22 protein-coding genes are annotated in these 15,215 nt (G+C 64.2%); 1 reads left to right on the top strand and 21 read right to left on the bottom strand.

Features of this window, described 5'->3' with window-relative positions; all coding sequences use genetic code 11:
- Positions 1-84: 84 nt before the first annotated feature.
- The gene (locus GO606_RS02700) at positions 85-1,455 is read right to left on the bottom strand and encodes a citrate-proton symporter (protein ID WP_246979307.1); all 1,371 of its coding nucleotides are present in this window, start codon (positions 1,453-1,455) and stop codon (positions 85-87) included.
- 74 nt (positions 1,456-1,529) lie between these two features.
- Positions 1,530-2,699 (bottom strand): M20 aminoacylase family protein, encoded by a 1,170-nt coding sequence (locus tag GO606_RS02695; RefSeq protein ID WP_211166641.1) that lies wholly within the window; start codon positions 2,697-2,699, stop codon positions 1,530-1,532.
- A gap of 120 nt (positions 2,700-2,819) precedes the next feature.
- On the opposite strand from GO606_RS02695, the gene GO606_RS02690 reads away from it, so the two are divergent.
- Positions 2,820-3,710 (top strand): LysR substrate-binding domain-containing protein, encoded by an 891-nt coding sequence (locus GO606_RS02690; protein ID WP_169118730.1) that lies wholly within the window; start codon positions 2,820-2,822, stop codon positions 3,708-3,710.
- A gap of 84 nt (positions 3,711-3,794) precedes the next feature.
- Here GO606_RS02690 and vapC read toward each other — a convergent pair whose 3' ends face one another.
- From vapC to GO606_RS02595, 19 genes are all read right to left on the bottom strand, one after another.
- Positions 3,795-4,196, bottom strand: a complete 402-nt coding sequence (vapC, locus tag GO606_RS02685; protein ID WP_169118731.1) for a type II toxin-antitoxin system tRNA(fMet)-specific endonuclease VapC — start codon at positions 4,194-4,196, stop codon at positions 3,795-3,797.
- Positions 4,196-4,429, bottom strand: a complete 234-nt coding sequence (gene vapB / locus GO606_RS02680; RefSeq protein ID WP_169118732.1) for a type II toxin-antitoxin system VapB family antitoxin — start codon at positions 4,427-4,429, stop codon at positions 4,196-4,198. Before vapB ends, vapC begins: the two co-directional genes overlap by 1 nt.
- 73 nt (positions 4,430-4,502) lie before the next feature.
- On the bottom strand, positions 4,503-6,050 hold the full coding sequence (locus GO606_RS02675) for an O-antigen ligase family protein (RefSeq protein ID WP_169118733.1): 1,548 nt from the start codon (positions 6,048-6,050) through the stop codon (positions 4,503-4,505).
- Positions 6,051-6,071: 21 nt separating this feature from the next.
- Positions 6,072-7,250 (bottom strand): ATP-binding protein, encoded by a 1,179-nt coding sequence (locus GO606_RS02670; RefSeq protein ID WP_169118734.1) that lies wholly within the window; start codon positions 7,248-7,250, stop codon positions 6,072-6,074.
- 98 nt (positions 7,251-7,348) lie between these two features.
- Positions 7,349-8,926: an ATP-binding protein gene (locus GO606_RS02665; protein WP_169118735.1), complete on the bottom strand. Its 1,578-nt coding sequence runs from the start codon at positions 8,924-8,926 to the stop codon at positions 7,349-7,351.
- A gap of 40 nt (positions 8,927-8,966) precedes the next feature.
- Positions 8,967-9,311 (bottom strand): VanZ family protein, encoded by a 345-nt coding sequence (locus GO606_RS02660; RefSeq protein WP_169118736.1) that lies wholly within the window; start codon positions 9,309-9,311, stop codon positions 8,967-8,969.
- A gap of 78 nt (positions 9,312-9,389) precedes the next feature.
- Positions 9,390-9,884: a DUF2442 domain-containing protein gene (locus GO606_RS02655; protein WP_169118929.1), complete on the bottom strand. Its 495-nt coding sequence runs from the start codon at positions 9,882-9,884 to the stop codon at positions 9,390-9,392.
- 444 nt (positions 9,885-10,328) lie between these two features.
- On the bottom strand, positions 10,329-10,658 hold the full coding sequence (locus GO606_RS02650; RefSeq protein ID WP_169118935.1) for a type II toxin-antitoxin system RelE family toxin: 330 nt from the start codon (positions 10,656-10,658) through the stop codon (positions 10,329-10,331).
- A complete protein-coding gene (locus GO606_RS02645) occupies positions 10,645-10,896 on the bottom strand; it encodes a type II toxin-antitoxin system Phd/YefM family antitoxin (RefSeq protein ID WP_011239190.1) in 252 nt (83 codons plus the stop codon). The genes GO606_RS02650 and GO606_RS02645 overlap by 14 nt, the downstream gene beginning before the upstream one ends.
- A gap of 43 nt (positions 10,897-10,939) precedes the next feature.
- A complete protein-coding gene (locus tag GO606_RS02640) occupies positions 10,940-11,158 on the bottom strand; it encodes a hypothetical protein (RefSeq protein WP_211166670.1) in 219 nt (72 codons plus the stop codon).
- Positions 11,159-11,230: 72 nt separating this feature from the next.
- Positions 11,231-11,704, bottom strand: coding sequence for a ribonuclease HepT family protein (locus tag GO606_RS02635; RefSeq protein WP_169118934.1), 474 nt, complete (start codon positions 11,702-11,704; stop codon positions 11,231-11,233).
- On the bottom strand, positions 11,701-11,982 hold the full coding sequence (locus tag GO606_RS02630; RefSeq protein ID WP_169118933.1) for a nucleotidyltransferase family protein: 282 nt from the start codon (positions 11,980-11,982) through the stop codon (positions 11,701-11,703). The genes GO606_RS02635 and GO606_RS02630 overlap by 4 nt, the downstream gene beginning before the upstream one ends.
- 70 nt (positions 11,983-12,052) lie before the next feature.
- Complete coding sequence (locus GO606_RS02625; protein ID WP_169118932.1) at positions 12,053-12,256, bottom strand: hypothetical protein; 204 nt, start codon at positions 12,254-12,256, stop codon at positions 12,053-12,055.
- A 91-nt stretch (positions 12,257-12,347) separates the two neighbouring features.
- A complete protein-coding gene (locus tag GO606_RS02620) occupies positions 12,348-13,019 on the bottom strand; it encodes a PD-(D/E)XK nuclease family transposase (protein WP_169118931.1) in 672 nt (223 codons plus the stop codon).
- 108 nt (positions 13,020-13,127) lie between these two features.
- Positions 13,128-13,388: a polysaccharide biosynthesis protein gene (locus GO606_RS21900; protein WP_169118930.1), complete on the bottom strand. Its 261-nt coding sequence runs from the start codon at positions 13,386-13,388 to the stop codon at positions 13,128-13,130.
- Positions 13,369-13,863 (bottom strand): DUF2442 domain-containing protein, encoded by a 495-nt coding sequence (locus tag GO606_RS02610; RefSeq protein ID WP_169118929.1) that lies wholly within the window; start codon positions 13,861-13,863, stop codon positions 13,369-13,371. Before GO606_RS02610 ends, GO606_RS21900 begins: the two co-directional genes overlap by 20 nt.
- A gap of 213 nt (positions 13,864-14,076) precedes the next feature.
- Entirely contained in the window at positions 14,077-14,514 is a 438-nt protein-coding gene (locus tag GO606_RS02605) for a putative toxin-antitoxin system toxin component, PIN family (RefSeq protein WP_169118928.1), read from the bottom strand.
- Positions 14,514-14,804: a type II toxin-antitoxin system Phd/YefM family antitoxin gene (locus tag GO606_RS02600; protein ID WP_169118927.1), complete on the bottom strand. Its 291-nt coding sequence runs from the start codon at positions 14,802-14,804 to the stop codon at positions 14,514-14,516. Before GO606_RS02600 ends, GO606_RS02605 begins: the two co-directional genes overlap by 1 nt.
- Positions 14,805-14,874: 70 nt before the next feature.
- Complete coding sequence (locus GO606_RS02595; protein WP_211166668.1) at positions 14,875-15,171, bottom strand: hypothetical protein; 297 nt, start codon at positions 15,169-15,171, stop codon at positions 14,875-14,877.
- Between the last annotated feature and the right edge of the window lie 44 nt (positions 15,172-15,215).

Below are 15,215 nucleotides of genomic sequence, written 5' to 3'. Positions count from 1 at the left end.
CTGGCGAAAGCAGACCAGTGCCGAACGCTTCTCCGAGACCGCCCCGCCGTGAAAGCTGAAGCAGCCGATCGGCCGCCGTGGAGATTACGCGCCGCGAGCCGCGAGACGCCGCGTCAAGCTATTACCCGCTTTCCGCTGCAGCGGGATTTCCGGCACCTCTTCATCGACGGCCGCCAGGTGCACCACATGCGTGCGGTCGGTCAGGAAGAGCGCCGCCACGAAGCCCAGGGCCGCGGCGAACATCACATAGAACACTGGAGCGATCGCCACGCCGGTGGTGTGGATCAACCAGGTCACGATGAATTGCGCGAAGCCGCCGAACACCATCACCGCGACGTTGTACGCCAGCGCCAGCCCCGTCGAGCGCACGCCGGCGGGGAACTGCTCGGCCATCACGGCGGAGATCGGCCCGAAATACACGGCGAGGAGCGTGCACAACACCACCTGCATGGTCATGAGGCGGCCGAAGGACGGCGCGGCATGCACCCAGCTGAACAGCGGATACAGCACGATGAGCAGCCCGGCCGTTGCGGCGATGACCATGATCCGCCGTCCGATGCGGTCGGACAGCGCGCCGAACACCGGCATCAGGGCGGTCAGCAGCGCGACCGCGATGACCTGGGCGGTGAAGGCGTCGTTGAGCGGCAAACCCAGCTGCTTGTTGGCGAAAGTCGGCATGTACACCAGGATCACGTAGAAGCCGACCGTGCCGCACACGGAGACGCCCATCACCGCGAACACCTCGCGCAGGTGATTGCGCAGCATGCGCGCGAGGGACTGCTTTTCCTTCGGCGCCTGATGCGCTTCGAGGAAGGCCTCGGTCTCCGACAGGTGGCGGCGGATCCACAGGCCGACCGGGCCGATCAGCAGGCCGATCAGGAAGGGGATGCGCCAGCCCCAGGCGTCGAGCGCCTCGGGCGACAGGCCGCGCGTGACCAAGGCCGTGACCCCGGCGCCGCAGAACACCGCCAGCCCCTGGCCGAACATCTGCCACGAACCGTACAGCCCGCGGCGATTGGGCGGTGCGCTCTCGATCAGGAAGGCGGTCGCGCTGGCGAACTCGCCGCCGGTGGCAAAGCCCTGCAGCAGGCGCGCGAGCACGAGCACGAGCGGCGCGGCGATGCCGATCGCGGCGTAGGGCGGGGCGAAGGCGATCAGCGCGATCGCCACCGTCATCATGCCTATGATGAGCTGCAGCGCAGCCTTGCGCCCTTTGCGGTCGGCATAGATGCCGAGCAGGATGCCGCCGACGGGGCGCATGAAAAAGCCGACGCCGAAGGTCGCGGTCGTCATCAAGAGCGAGCTGTATTCGCTGTCCGACGGAAAGAACAGGCGCGAAATGACCACGGCGAGAAAGCCGAAGACGATGAAGTCATACCATTCCAGCGCGTTGCCGATGACGGCCGCAATGACCTGGCTGGTGCGGGGTGCTGCCTTTTCGCTGCTGATGCTCATGGGTCTCGTCTCCTCCGGTAGTGCGGTATTTATCGTTTTGAATGCGGCTTGTGAATGCCCGTGGCGGATACCCTTCACGCGCCAAAGAAACGTCCGGCGAGTGCCACCCAGAAGGCGGCGCCGGGTGCCAGGCAGGCGTCATTGAAGTCGTAATGCGGGTTATGCACGCTGCACGGCCCGAGGTGCTCACCCCCGCCGAAACCGTTGTCGCCGTTGCCAATCAGCAGATAACAGCCGGGCACCTGCTGCAGCATGAAGGCGAAATCCTCGCTGCCGCTCAGCGGCGCGGCCTCATCATCCACTTGCGCGTCGCCGGCCAGTTCGCGAGCGACCTCCACGGCGAGGCGCGTCTCGGCTGCGCTGTTCACCAGCACCGGATAGCCGCGCTCGTAGTGCACGTCGCAGCCCACCCCGAAGGACGCCGCCTGCCCCGCGACGAGCGCCCGAATGCGCGCTTCGAGGAGATCGCGCACCTCGGGTCGCAGGGCGCGCACGCTCAGTTCGATCTCGGCCATCTCCGGGATCACGTTGTAGGTGTTACCCGCCGCGATGCGCCCCACGCTGATGACGGCCATGTCGACCGGATCGACGTTGCGTCCGACGATGCCCTGCAGCGCGAGCACCGTCGCCGCAGCGGGCAGCGTCGGGTCGGCCGCCATGTGCGGCAGCGCGCCGTGGCCGCCCTTGCCCGTAAAGCGGATCAGCACCTTGTCGGAGGAAGCCATGAAGGGGCCGGCGCGGAAGCGGAAGTGGCCTGTCGGGACGCCGGGATAGTTGTGCATTGCGAAGATCGCGTCGCACGGGAAGCGTTCGAACAGGCCCTCGTCGAGCATGCGCTTCGCCCCGCCCCCACCGCCCAGTTCTTCGGCAGGCTGGAAGATGAGATTGAGCGCACCGCTCCCCGGCAGGCGCCCTTCCCTGTGCATGCGCCCGAAGACTTCCGCGGCGCCGAGCAGCATCGCGGTGTGGCCGTCGTGGCCGCAGGCGTGCATCTGGCCCGGCGTGCGGCTCGCCCACGCCAGGCCGGTCTGTTCCTGGATCGGCAGCGCGTCCATGTCGGCCCGCAGGCCCAGACGCGGGCCGCCCTGCCCCCAGCTCAGGGTGCCAACGACGCCGGTCGCCGCGATGCCGCCATGCACCTCGAAGCCCCATTGCGCGAGGCACTCGGCGACCAGGCGGCTGGTCGCGACTTCGTTGAAGCCGAGTTCAGGCTGCTGGTGGATCGTGCGCCGCCAGGTCTTCATCGCGGCTTCGTCGGGGAGGAATCGATCAACGATGTTCATGAGTCGATAATAGGATTTGCAGTGAACGACGGAAGGCAGTACTTTTTCCGCAATGACAACCCAAGGTAATCACCTCACGCGATGAAGGACCACCAGCTCAAGGCGCTCGTCCAGGTCGCCGAAGCGGGTTCGATCCGCGCTGCGGCACGCGCGATGAATCTCAGCCAGAGCGCGCTGACGAAGGCGCTGCGCGAGCTCGAGGAAGACGTCGGCGCCGAACTGTTGACGCGCAGTTACAGGGGGGTGGATTTCACCCCGGCAGGTCGTGCGCTGCTGGTGCGTGCGCGCCTCGCCCTGGCGACGCTGGACAAGGCCCGGGAGGAAATCCGCCTGTTGCGCGGCGGCGCGGGGGCGCGCATCGCAATCGCGCTGACGCCGCTCGTGGCGGCATTGGTGCTGCCGCGCGTGCTGGGCGATTTTCGCCGCATCCAGCCCGATGCCGCGCTGAGTCTGGAGGAAGGACTCCTGACGAACGTGTTGCCCGGCCTCATCGAAGGGCGGCTCGATTTCGCCGTCGCGCTGGCCAATCCGGGCGACCTGCCGTACGAGATCGAATTCGAGGCGTTGGCGGAGGTCCCGGCTGCGCCCGCCGGCCGCGTCGGCCATCCCCTGCAGAAGGCGCGCAGCTGGGACGAGTTGCGGGGAGCCAGCTGGGTGCTCAATCTCACCGAGGCCAGCCAGGGCAACCATCTCATACGCTGGCTCGAAGCCCAGGGCATCGAGGTGCCGGCCCACACGGTGCGCTGCGCCTCGCCAATGCTGATGCTGGAACTGATGCGTCGCACTGACCACATCGGCTTCGGTCCGACGAGGCTGATCGGCGATTCCCTGTTCGGTGCCGGGCTGCAGCAGTTTGCCGTCGAACCGCTGCCGCCCGCGATGTCGCTCGGCATCCTGACCCTGCGCGGCGTGCCGCTGAGCGTTGCCGCCCGCCCCCTGGCAGCCCTGTTCGCCCGCCAGCTACGCAGCTGAGGAAGCGGGGCGAACGCGGCTTCGGCTGCCCCCTCCAGGGATGTCGGGCACGACGACGTCTCCCATTTTCCGCAGCGTCATTTCTCAGACTGCCCAGTTCGCCAGTTGCAATGCTTCCACCCGCTCGAACTCGCGCAAGTTGTTCGACACGAGCGTCAGACCCTCGCTGCGTGCGTGGGCCGCGATGTGCAGGTCATTGACACCGATTGTCTGGCCGCGAGACTCGAGTCGTGCGCGGATGTTGCCATAGTGCATTGCGGCCTTCGGACCGTAGGGCAGCACCTCGAGGCGGCTGCAAAAATCCTCTACGGCGGCAAGCGAACGTCCCGGCGCGTTGCTTTTCTCGGCGCCGTGCATCAGCTCTGCGAGGGTGATCGACGAGATCGCCATATGTCCCGCGTTCTCGTTGAACAGTGCCAATGCGGACAGTGGCCGGCGCTTGATCACGTAGATCACGATGTTCGTATCGAGCAGATAGCGCAGCATCAGAGGGCTTCGCGTTCCTGCTGTTCCTGGCTGGCGCGGGTTTCCATGAAATCGTCGGCAACCTGCGGCCCATCGATGAAGAACGAATCCCACGTATGGCCCAGCGGCGCGATGATTCGCTCCAACCCGCGGGCGCGGATGTCCACTTGCTTGACGTTCGCGGGCAAGCGCATGTCTGCCGGCAGTCGCACGGCCTGGCTGCGATTATTCGTGAAGACGGTGCTTGTGGTCATGGAAGTCTCCAGTTCATGGAATGGGATACGGCGGAAGTATATCCCACGGCGCGTAGTGCTTCCGGCTCCACGCTCAATCCGCAAACGGATTGCGCCGCGCTCCCGCGCCGGCCTCCCCCGCCCGGGTCCCCGGCGGCACGACAGGCTCCGCCCTCGCCTGCGCGGCGACAGGTTCCGCAACCGCTGCCGGCCGACGACGCTCCCCGCGCCGGCGCACCCGCTCCCGCTCGCCGGGGTGGAAGAACACCGCCGCGAGGAACGCGAAGTACATCGCATTCGCGGGAATGCGCAGGTTGTAGTCCGTCAGCCCGAACAGCAGGATCAGCAGCACGCCCAGCCCCGCGCCGACCTGCATCATGTGCAGCGGCCGCCAGTTGCGCACCGCCCACACCGCGCGCCAGCGCAGCAGGTAGATCGCCGCCAGCGTCAGCATCAGCACGAGCGCCGGCACGCCGCCTTCCATCCACCACTCGGCGAAGTCGTTGTGCGCGTGGTTGATGTAGGCTTCGCCGCCGATTTCAGCCGGATGGAACGCCCGGATCACCGCCGGAAAAGTCCCCATGCCGCTGCCGAACGGGAAGAACGCCAACGCCGCCTCCAGCGTCGCGTCGAGGATCGGCCAGCGTGCATCTGCCGTCGCGTCCTGCGCGAAGCGCGCGAACACCGGTGCGAGCCCGACCGCCACCGCCAGCGCGACCCCGAGCGCCGACACCGCGCCGACCATGCGCGTCGCAAAACCGGCGCCGAAATTGCGCATCAGCACCACCGCCGACAGCACCACGCCGACCATGCCGAGCGCGATCCCGCTACGCGAGCGCGCGAACACGATGCCGAGCAGGAGCGCGACGCACACCGCCGCATACACGGCCGTGCGGTTCATCTCGCCCTCGCCGCCGACGAGCGCCTTCAGCCGGTGCAGCGCCCCGCCCCGCCGCTGGCGGCGGCTCGCCGATTCGTCCAGCGAAAAGATTGTCGACGCGAGCAGCGCGAGGCCGATCGGCAGCGCCATCAGCAGCAGGCCCGCGAGGTGACCGCGGTTCGCATAGGTGCCGATCGCGCTATCGCCGGACGACTCGTAACCGAAGCGCAGCGCGGATTCCGGCCCCGCGCCGTACTGCATCAGGCCCATCACCGCCTGGAACACCGCGACCGCGACAAACACCATCACCAGCCGCCGCACCTGCGCCTCGTCCAGCCCGACCACGACCAGGAACACCGCCAGCGGCGGCAGCAGCGCCCACAGCGCCTGCTCGGTGAGATAAGGCACCGTCGACAGCGCCAGCCACTCCGGCGCCGCCCCCGCTTCCAACTGCGCGACGGCATACGCTCCGTGCCCCGGCAGCGTCGCCCCGAGTTCGAACGGCAGCGGCGCGAGCTGCAGCAACGGCACCGCGACCATCATCGCCAACGCCAGCAGCAACGGCCGCGACAGCCGCTCCATGAACACCGGCCGCGCCACCGCGCCCGCCAGCAGCAACAGCGCCAGCAGTTCCAGCGCCAGCAACGCGAGCGGCCGGTTCGCCCCGCGCACCAGCGGCGCGAACACCAGCATCAAGCCCGCGACCCACGCCACCCAGCCCGCCGACCGCTGCCCCGTCCCGTCCATCGTCAAACCATTCATCCGATCACAACCTTCCAGACGTCATTCGTTACTGGGTGCAGCTGTCTGCTGCACCAGATCCCGCCAGCCAAGAACTCTGCATCCCTGCCGTTCGTAATCGCCCTCACCACCGAAGACGATCCATGGCAACGGCGTGGCATCACCGGCCAGCGCCTGCCACTTGCGTATCGGGCCCGGCCAGTCGGACGCAAACGTCGCCCCCGACTTGATCTCCACCGCCTGCAAGCCCGCCGGCGTCTCGAACACGACGTCGACTTCATGCCCGATGTGGTCGCGCCAAAAATACAAGTCGAGCGGCTCGCCAGCATTCAGCCGCTCCTTGGCCAGTTCGGACACCACCCACGATTCGAACAATGCCCCTCGCACCGCATGCGTTTCGATCTCGTCCGCGTTGCGGATGCCGAGCAACCAAGCCATAAGCCCCACATCCAGAAAGTAGAGCTTGGGTGTCCTGACCAACCGTTTGCCGAAATTACGATGGTAAGGTGGCATCCTCATCACCAGATAGCTCGCTTCCAGCACCGACAACCACTCCCGTGCGGTCACTGCCGAAACACCGCAGTCCGCCCCCAGCGACGTCAGATTCAGCAACTGACCCGAGCGCGCCGCACACATCTTCACGAACCGCTGGAACTGCACCAGGTCACGCACCGCAATCAACTGGCGCACATCCCGTTCCACGTAGGTGGCGACATAATTCGCAAACCAGTCACCGGGCGCCAGCTCCCGATCATAGAGCGCCGGGTAGCCCCCTCGCCACAAGCACCCCTCCAGGGTATCGGGCAGGCGTCCGGCAAGCTCGAGCTCCGCCGCCGAAAGTGCCAGCAGCTCGACCCGCCCCACGCGCCCCGCCAACGACTGCGTCATGCCCGATATCAGCTCGAATTGCTGCGAACCGGTAAGGACAAAATCGCCCATGCGCCGGCGGCCATCAACCATCCCCTGCAGCCACGAAAGCAGCGCCGGGCACCGCTGCACTTCGTCCAGAATCGCGCCGTCCGGAAAGCGTTGCAGGAACCTCCTCGGGTCCTCCCCAGCGAACGCGCGTTCGTCCGGATTCTCGAGCGAGACGTAGTTTTTGGCGGGGAAGGCGAGCCGCGCCAGCGTCGTCTTCCCGGCCTGCCGGGGGCCTGTCAAGGCAAGCACCGGAAAGCCCTTTGCCAGACGATGAAGGGTTGCAAGAGCACGGCGAGGAATCATTTTTACAAATCTAAACTTCTGACTTTGATTTGTACAATCATAGCAAACGCATCAAAACGTACTTGCGCAGCGTGGCGAACGAGGGCGAATGGCTTTCGCTACGAATGGATGCTTCCATGTTGGGAGGCCGCATCGACCCGCTCGACCTCGAACCCCACCACACTGCGGCTGTCGCGGCTGAACTCCACCCCAATCAGGTGGATCGGCTCACCGCGGGCGCGGTACTTGTCGGCGTAGGCGCGGTCGCGCAGCTGCTGCAGCGCCTTGCCTTCGGGCACCAGCTCCACCACCTTGAACTCGAACAGATAGACGTTGCGGTTGAACAGCACCACCATGTCGATCCGACCGCGATTCGTCACATCCTCCAGCCGAATATCCAGCCCCAGCGCGGCGAAGTGGCTGTAGAACACGCTGGCGTAGTAGCCCTCGTACTGGGCGATCGGGTTGTTGCGGTACCAGTCGTGCGGAATGCTGGCGAAGAAGGCGGTAAACAGCTGCTGCAGGCCGGGGAAATCGTTTGCCGTCAGCAGGTCGTAGAGCTGGGGCAGGTGCACGCCGTGTCGCGCCGGGTCGTCGGAGAGCACCTCCAGCAGGGCATTGTTGAGGCTGCTGCGCACCTCCAGGTTCGGGTAGCGCAGCGTCAGCTGCATCAGGCCGGGCAGATAGCGCACCGAATCGATGGTCAGATAGCCCGCCTGGAACATCAGCGCCTCGGTCGGAATCCGGTCGACATCGAAGCTCGAGAGCAGCGACTCGAGCGCCACCACCCTTTCCAGGTCCGGCGTAAAGGTACGCCGTGCCGTCAGCAAATCGACCAGAAAAGTCGGCGTCCCCGTCTCGAACCAGAACGGCCGGAACTGCCGCTTCTGGAACAGCAACAACAGATCGAACGGGTTATGGACCGATGTCCCCGTCCAGTTGTAGCCGTTGTACCAGGCGCGGATCTCGTCCCGATCCAGCCCGGGCAGCTCCGGGGCGAACACCGTGTCGACGTCCTCGTCGGTATAGCCACAGAGGGCCGAGTAGCGTTCATCCAGGGTGATGTCGTTGAGGTTGTTCAGCCCCGAGAACAAACTCACCTTGCTGAACTTCGACACCCCGGTGAGCATCGCGAAGCGGATGTGGGCATCCTGGCCCTTGATCACCGAATACAGGTTGCGCAACCCGTCGCGCATCTCGCGCGCGATCTCGGGCCGGGTCAGGTTGTCCAGGATCGGCTTGTCGTACTCATCGACCAGCACCACCACCCGCTGGCCATGCACCTGCCCGGCCTGGCGAATCAGCGCCCCGAAGCGGCCGGCAACGCTGGCGCGCTCGACGCTCAAACCCAGTCGCTGCTCGTTTTCCGTCAAGAGTTCGTCGATCCGCTCATCCAGCGCCGCGCGGCTTTGCAACACCCCATCGCCAAAGCTGATCCGCAGCACCGGAAACCGCCGGGTCCAGTCCCATTTCCCATGCGCCGCCAGCCCGCGAAACAGCGGCTCATTCCCCTCGAACAGCTCGGCCAGCGTGTCGAGCAGCAAGCTCTTGCCAAAGCGCCGCGGGCGCGACAGGAAGTAGTAATTGCCTTCCTCGATCAGCTGCAGCGCGAAGCCCGTCTTGTCGACGTAATAACAGCCATCCTCGCGAATGCGTGCGAAGGTCTGAATACCGATGGGCAGCTTCTTGCGGGACATGAGGGCCGGCTCCGGAACAGCGAAGCCCCGATTGTAGCCGCTACGCCACGCCCATCCTTCCCCGCACAACCCCGCCGCAGCGCCACGCCGCCCAGCCCAGCGTCACCCCCACCGCATCGGCCAGCCAATCGTGCCAGTCGCCGTAGCGCCAGCCGGTGGCGCCTTGGGCCAGCTCGATCAACACGCCATACCCCAGCAAGGCCCCCACCACCGCCACCGGCTGGCGCGGAAACGCCCACAGGCCCAGCGCGGCCAGCGCCGCAAAGGCGGCGGCGTGCTGCGCCTTGTCCCACACGTTGAACGCCACCGGCGGCAGCGCCGTGCCGGGCAGCAGCGACAACACCGCCACCGCCAGGCACGCGAACACAAACACCGCGCTACGCATCACCTACAGCGCGCGCACCGGGCCAGTCGCGACCAAACAAGGCACCGCTCGCGGTGGGATCGCAGAGGTCCGTTTTCGTCAAGCGTGGAGTGCTGCATACTCGCGAGCCGTGGGCAAAGCACGCGGAAGCGTCTTGGTCTTTGGTCGGGTCGCTTCCCAGCCGAGGCAGGCCAGCCAGATCGCACGCGGGATGGCTTTGTGCGCCGTGCGGTAGTAGCTGACCATGCGACGGCTGATGCCCAGGGCCTCGGCCGCCGTGTTGAGCGACAACGCGTTGCGGTGCATCCACTCGTCGAACATCTGATGGCTGACATCGCCGGCCTGTTCCTTGGCCCAGGCGTAGACGTTGTCCGCACCGAACTCCTCGTCGATCCATTCGACGCTGTTACCCCATTCGCCGACATGAACCCGGGCAAACACCTCCGGGTTGAGGATGGCGGTGAGCGGGGAGATTGAACGCAATACGCCTTCTACATCGACCTCCAGCGACTCGCCGGTGCTCCAGTTCGTGCGCAGGCGATAAGGGGCGAGGGCTTCCACAGCCAACAGCTTGGGGAAAAAGTAGTTGCTCACGGGTTATACCTCCGCCATTCGCCGAGCAGGAATGCCCGGTTGGTTTCGATCCAACTCCTCCTTGATCTCGCGTGGCGCAGTGCGGCCCTTGATCTCAAGTGAGGCGATGTCCACCGTGCCTTCCCGTCCAGCGCGCAATTTGACATCGACGTGGGGAAGCAGGTGATCACCGGCATACATCAGTACGCGTGACGCAGGAAAGCGTCGAAGTATCGGCATGACATCAAATGTAGGTGCAATGGTTGCTCCACTGCAAGGAGATTCCCAGTTTTGTGCCCCTCCGCCCCTACAGCAGTTCGCGCTTGTCCGGATCTCGTCGCTCAGCCACATCGCGCTCAAAGCTCCGCCAGAAAGCGTTCCAGGATGCGGTCCTTGTCGAGAAACTCGCCGGCGTAGGCGGTCACGTTCGTCGGAATGCGCTGCATAGGCAAAGCAGCGTGGGGGTTACTGTCGGGACAGCAAACGATCTACCGCTGCCCGGTAAACCGCCATATCCTCGCGTTTGGCTACTGCCAGGACGAGTACTACCAGCACATCATCTTCGACTTGGTAAACCAACCGATAGCCCTGCTTGAGCAGCTTGATCTTGTAGCAGTCGCGCAGATCGCCATGAAGTTCGGCCCCGGGCAGGCGGGGTTGCTCCAGTCGCTTCCGCAGGAGCTTCTTCAGCACCTCCTTGACGCTGCCATCCAACGCGTTCCACTCGGCGAGGGCCTCGGGCAGAAACTTCAGGCGGTAGCGCGTGGGTGTCGAGGACGGGTCAGAGAGTGTCAATGTCCACCTCGACTGCGGTTTCCTTGCGCGCCACTCGCTGCCGTGCAAGTTCCACCAAGTCGCGGTCGGCCAACTCATCGAGCAGCGCCTCGAAGAGCTTGGGCGTCACCATGTAGAAGGCCGGGCGGTTATGGTTGAGCACCGCCACGGGTTTTTCGCCAGCGGTGCGCAGCACCTGGGCCGGGTTCTTCTTGAACTCGGACATGCTGACCGAGAAGTCGGCGTAGATCGCGTCCATTTCATTTCTCCTTTCTGAATTAGCTCTAAATATAGAGCCCAATTCAGAGCTGTACAAGCTGCTTGTCACCGCCCTGTTCGATGCCGCAAAGACAGTTTGGCCATCGTGCGTCTCCTTGTTCGTGGATTCTCTTGCGTAGACAGAGAACAGTCGTGCCGACAGAGACTTGCAGCGCGCTGCGAAGCCGGGATGGGCCTTCGAGCGCATCGGCCAGTTCGGTTGCGGCCTGCGCGAGCGAATCGGCCGAGGCGTCCGTCGTCACGCGCCCCACACGTTCCTGGTCGATCAGGTCGGCCAGATCGTTACCCGGGTTGATGCTCGCCAGTACCTCGAATCAGGAAGCAGCCGGGTAGGCTTGCGTGACAAAGTCCTGGATTCTTTCGTGGATAGCCGTGAGGTACGGAGCGTTCTCTACCAGCTTGTTGAGCACCTGAAACAGTTCGTCCGGATCGTCCTCATATTCGTGACTGACCAGATTGCGAAGTTCTCGGAGTTCCTTCCATTTCTCTCCACTGTCAAGGATCCCAAGCTTTTCCATCAGCGCAAGAATTGCTCCGAACGGGGTGGTAGCGCTTTCCTCTTCAATTGCGATGCTTCGCATGGTCTTGCCGATCTGCTCCTGATACGTGGCAAATCGGGTCGTGAAGGCGGAGACCGTCTCGCGCTCGTCAGGCGTCATTCCGGCAATATCGCCAAGCTGTATCTTCCGGAGCGGAGAAGCCATCTTTCCAATGGAGTGCTGCAAGTCGGTTTGCATGCGAGCCAGGTAGCCGAGCTTCTTGTGAATGATCCTGAGGTTTTCGGTCATTTCAAACGCACTCCAGTTGATCTTGCAATGCGATGAATCGGTTTGTCGCCTGTGCCTACGATCAGGTCCACTTTCAGGTCGAACAACTCGGTAAGCGCTGCCTTGCAGCGAACCTTTCGCATGACGTCCGTGGAGTCAGCTTCCACGTAGAGGTCCACATCGCCACCGTGCTGGTTGTCATCAGCGCGAGAGCCAAATAACCATATCCGGGCATTTTCGCCGTATTGCCTGGCGATAATGTCGGAAGCAAGGTGAGCCTTGTCGGCAGAAATTCGCATGTGCGCACTCCGTTCCTGGGGCATCTTGCAGTTTACAGCGGGCACGCGAACGTGTCGGGGTGGGAAGGCGTCACACCTTTGTCAGCATGTGCTCCAGATGCCGTTGCTTCAGACGCTCGGGTAATTCCTTTTGAACGTAGTCGGCGATCGATTTCTTGCTCTGCTGCAGCAAGGCGATTTCGGATGGCGTCAATCGATTTGAAGCCAACCAGGTACTGGGCTTCGTTGGCCGTGAGCGCGTCGGGCTCGATGCCGAAAATTTTTGTGAATTCATCGCCAAACCGCTCCCTTGATCACCAGGAACTTCTCCGTCTTGGTGTGGTGGTCATGCCCGCCGTGCGCGATGTTGTGGCGGAAGTCAGGCGTCAGCTTTCCGCAAACACCTCATCAATGCACTGCGCATCCAGAATCCGGTCAGCCCAGCGCTCAAGCTGTTCGGTGGTCGCGTCCTGCAAGTGCAGGCGGGTTTCGGGCGACAGCGGGCCAAAGCGGCGGGTGAGCAGGCGCGCGAGCACCGCGACCTCGCCTTCGAGCTTCCCTTCAAGTTTCCCTTCGAGCTTCCCTTCCTCCCGCGCGGCGCGGATTTCGCTGCGCTCGTCGCGCAGGGCCCGTTCGCGCACGAAGGCCAGCCGGCGGGTTTCGTCGTCGGCGCTCAGGTTCTTGATGTGCTCGAGCGCCTGTTGTACCGGTGCGTAGGTGATTCGAGACATCCTGGTTTCCTCCTGCCAGTGTTCGAGGAAGGCGACCCATGCCGCCAGCGCGGGAGTGCCGCTGCCCAGGCGGTCGGCCTTGGGCAGTTCGATCAGGTTCAATTGTAGCTCGTCGCCGAGTTTCACCTGCGGCTGTGCCCGGTCGCGCAGCTCAAAGCACCACAGCGCCTGGCTTTGATGCTCGGGCGCGCTGAAGAGTTCGAAGTCGAGCAGGTGGATGCCGATCGCCGCCTTCAACTGCTGGTAGTCGTCGCCGCCGTATGGAATAGATACCAGGCGCCGGTTCGATCGGTTCCTCGCGCTGCGGGGCTGGGGGCAGGCGCTCATCGCGCGCGCCCAAAAGAAGGCCCAAACATAATGCCGGACGAGCCGACATCAGAGGTTTGGGCGCTGTTGCCACCCAGCATAGCCCCGCTCATCCAGAAAACCAACAGGTCAGCACGAGCGTTCATCCGGGTAACGGATCTTCACCGGCTCGCCCATGTCGAGCACGAAGGTGTCCGCGTCGTCGCCGATCGCTGCCGCCTGCATGATCAACTGGCAGGCTTCGGGAATCGTCATGAAAAAGCGATCGATGATCGGCCAGCCAATCGTGCCACACCTACAGCGCGCGCACCGGGCCAGTCGCGACCAAACAAGGCACCGCTCGCGGTGGGATCGCAGAGGTCCGTTTTCGTCAAGCGTGGAGTGCTGCATACTCGCGAGCCGTGGGCAAAGCACGCGGAAGCGTCTTGGTCTTTGGTCGGGTCGCTTCCCAGCCGAGGCAGGCCAGCCAGATCGCACGCGGGATGGCTTTGTGCGCCGTGCGGTAGTAGCTGACCATGCGACGGCTGATGCCCAGGGCCTCGGCCGCCGTGTTGAGCGACAACGCGTTGCGGTGCATCCACTCGTCGAACATCTGATGGCTGACATCGCCGGCCTGTTCCTTGGCCCAGGCGTAGACGTTGTCCGCACCGAACTCCTCGTCGATCCATTCGACGCTGTTACCCCATTCGCCGACATGAACCCGGGCAAACACCTCCGGGTTGAGGATGGCGGTGAGCGGGGAGATTGAACGCAATACGCCTTCTACATCGACCTCCAGCGACTCGCCGGTGCTCCAGTTCGTGCGCAGGCGATAAGGGGCGAGGGCTTCCACAGCCAACAGCTTGGGGAAAAAGTAGTTGCTCACGGGTTATACCTCCGCCATTCGCCGAGCAGGAATGCCCGGTTGGTTTCGATCCAACTCCTCCTTGATCTCGCGTGGCGCAGTGCGGCCCTTGATCTCAAGTGAGGCGATGTCCACCGTGCCTTCCCGTCCAGCGCGCAATTTGCATATCCCAACATGGCGGCAGGGAGTTCCTTGAACAGGGCTTGCACGAACGGAGCGACGGCTGAATCCACCTCACAAACTGCCATGCCTTTTCCAGAACTCCGCGGGGGTGACGATCGGAAAACGGTCGGCCAAAACGAGCAGGTCCTTGTCGCCGGTCACCAGGTAATCGGCGCCCTCGTTCTGGCGTGCCGCAAGCAGGGTGCCCAGCACCGGGAGGTCATCGATATCCCGCAGTTCTGCTTCGGCCGCCGGCAAGGGGTCGATCACCACGGCGAGGATGGAGAGAATGTCCACCAGGTCGTCAATCTCGGTGGCCGACAATCCGTGTCGATTGGCGAGTCGAGGGAGAACGCGTCGCAACTCGTCCAGAATGAAGGACGACAGCACCACATCGACCGAGCCGTGGCGCCAGGCGGCCATGATCTTGCCCGGCACGCTACCCGGGTAGGCAATGCCCGAGAGCAGCACATTCGTATCGAGAACGACGCGCAGCGTGTGCGACGCCATCAGCGCGGCGTTGACGAGCGATGCTGCGCACGCTCGAGCGCAACTGCCGCGTCGATCTCGTCCAGGCCCTGCGCCTCGGGCACGGCAGCGAATCCGGCTTCGATGCGCTCGCACAAAGCCTCGAAACGCCCCTGCATACGCCGAATGCGCTCGAACAGGCGCGCATCGACCAGGGCCGCCACCGGCTTCCCGTCCTTGTTGATCACCACGCTGTCGTGGCGGTACTGCACCTGATTGAGCATCTCGCCAAGGTTCTGCCTGAATGCCACTGCACTGGTCTGGGTAATCATTGCCGCCCTCCTCTCTAACCATAATGATCATAACGGTTAAAATGAGCAAACGGGGCCAGATCTTTCATCATTACTGTTCTGCCCCGGCGCGCCTCCTGTTGTGGCGCCCGAGGATCTGCCCGCACACCACCAAGATCCGTTCGACCGGATTCTGGTGGCGCAGACGCTTGTCGAACCGATGCGGTTGATGACGCATGGGGCGGATCGCCTCCCAATCCAGCGACACCGGATCGCGCCCGAGCAAATCCTCGATCGAAACCTGCCGCAACTGCCCCGCCGCAACCCGCCCGGCGACCAGGTCCTTGGTCGGCGGCACCGTGCGGAAGGGCTTGCCGGTGGCCTCGCACAGATCGACCACGTGCTGCATCTGCCTTGCCGTGGCGTTCGGCTTGGCGAGCAGAACCAGATCGA

The organism is Aromatoleum anaerobium, from assembly GCF_012910705.2.
Classification (GTDB): domain Bacteria; phylum Pseudomonadota; class Gammaproteobacteria; order Burkholderiales; family Rhodocyclaceae; genus Aromatoleum; species Aromatoleum anaerobium.
This window is presented reverse-complemented; position numbering and strand designations above follow the sequence as displayed.

Excerpts from the sequence above, each read along its gene's own strand:
- GO606_RS02700 (WP_246979307.1), bottom strand. The coding sequence starts at position 1,455 with ATGAGCATCAGCAGCGAAAAGGCAGCACCCCGCACCAGCCAGGTCATT.
- GO606_RS02695 (WP_211166641.1), bottom strand. The coding sequence starts at position 2,699 with ATGAAGACCTGGCGGCGCACGATCCACCAGCAGCCTGAACTCGGCTTC.
- GO606_RS02690 (WP_169118730.1), top strand. The coding sequence starts at position 2,820 with ATGAAGGACCACCAGCTCAAGGCGCTCGTCCAGGTCGCCGAAGCGGGT.
- vapC (WP_169118731.1), bottom strand. The coding sequence starts at position 4,196 with ATGCTGCGCTATCTGCTCGATACGAACATCGTGATCTACGTGATCAAG.
- vapB (WP_169118732.1), bottom strand. The coding sequence starts at position 4,429 with ATGACCACAAGCACCGTCTTCACGAATAATCGCAGCCAGGCCGTGCGA.
- GO606_RS02675 (WP_169118733.1), bottom strand. The coding sequence starts at position 6,050 with ATGAATGGTTTGACGATGGACGGGACGGGGCAGCGGTCGGCGGGCTGG.
- GO606_RS02670 (WP_169118734.1), bottom strand. The coding sequence starts at position 7,250 with ATGATTCCTCGCCGTGCTCTTGCAACCCTTCATCGTCTGGCAAAGGGC.
- GO606_RS02665 (WP_169118735.1), bottom strand. The coding sequence starts at position 8,926 with ATGTCCCGCAAGAAGCTGCCCATCGGTATTCAGACCTTCGCACGCATT.
- GO606_RS02660 (WP_169118736.1), bottom strand. The coding sequence starts at position 9,311 with ATGCGTAGCGCGGTGTTTGTGTTCGCGTGCCTGGCGGTGGCGGTGTTG.
- GO606_RS02645 (WP_011239190.1), bottom strand. The coding sequence starts at position 10,896 with ATGGACGCGATCTACGCCGACTTCTCGGTCAGCATGTCCGAGTTCAAG.
- GO606_RS02635 (WP_169118934.1), bottom strand. The coding sequence starts at position 11,704 with ATGACCGAAAACCTCAGGATCATTCACAAGAAGCTCGGCTACCTGGCT.
- GO606_RS02630 (WP_169118933.1), bottom strand. The coding sequence starts at position 11,982 with ATGCGAATTTCTGCCGACAAGGCTCACCTTGCTTCCGACATTATCGCC.
- GO606_RS02625 (WP_169118932.1), bottom strand. The coding sequence starts at position 12,256 with ATGAATTCACAAAAATTTTCGGCATCGAGCCCGACGCGCTCACGGCCA.
- GO606_RS02620 (WP_169118931.1), bottom strand. The coding sequence starts at position 13,019 with ATGAGCGCCTGCCCCCAGCCCCGCAGCGCGAGGAACCGATCGAACCGG.
- GO606_RS21900 (WP_169118930.1), bottom strand. The coding sequence starts at position 13,388 with ATGCAGCACTCCACGCTTGACGAAAACGGACCTCTGCGATCCCACCGC.
- GO606_RS02605 (WP_169118928.1), bottom strand. The coding sequence starts at position 14,514 with ATGGCGTCGCACACGCTGCGCGTCGTTCTCGATACGAATGTGCTGCTC.
- GO606_RS02600 (WP_169118927.1), bottom strand. The coding sequence starts at position 14,804 with ATGATTACCCAGACCAGTGCAGTGGCATTCAGGCAGAACCTTGGCGAG.
- GO606_RS02595 (WP_211166668.1), bottom strand. The coding sequence starts at position 15,171 with ATGCAGCACGTGGTCGATCTGTGCGAGGCCACCGGCAAGCCCTTCCGC.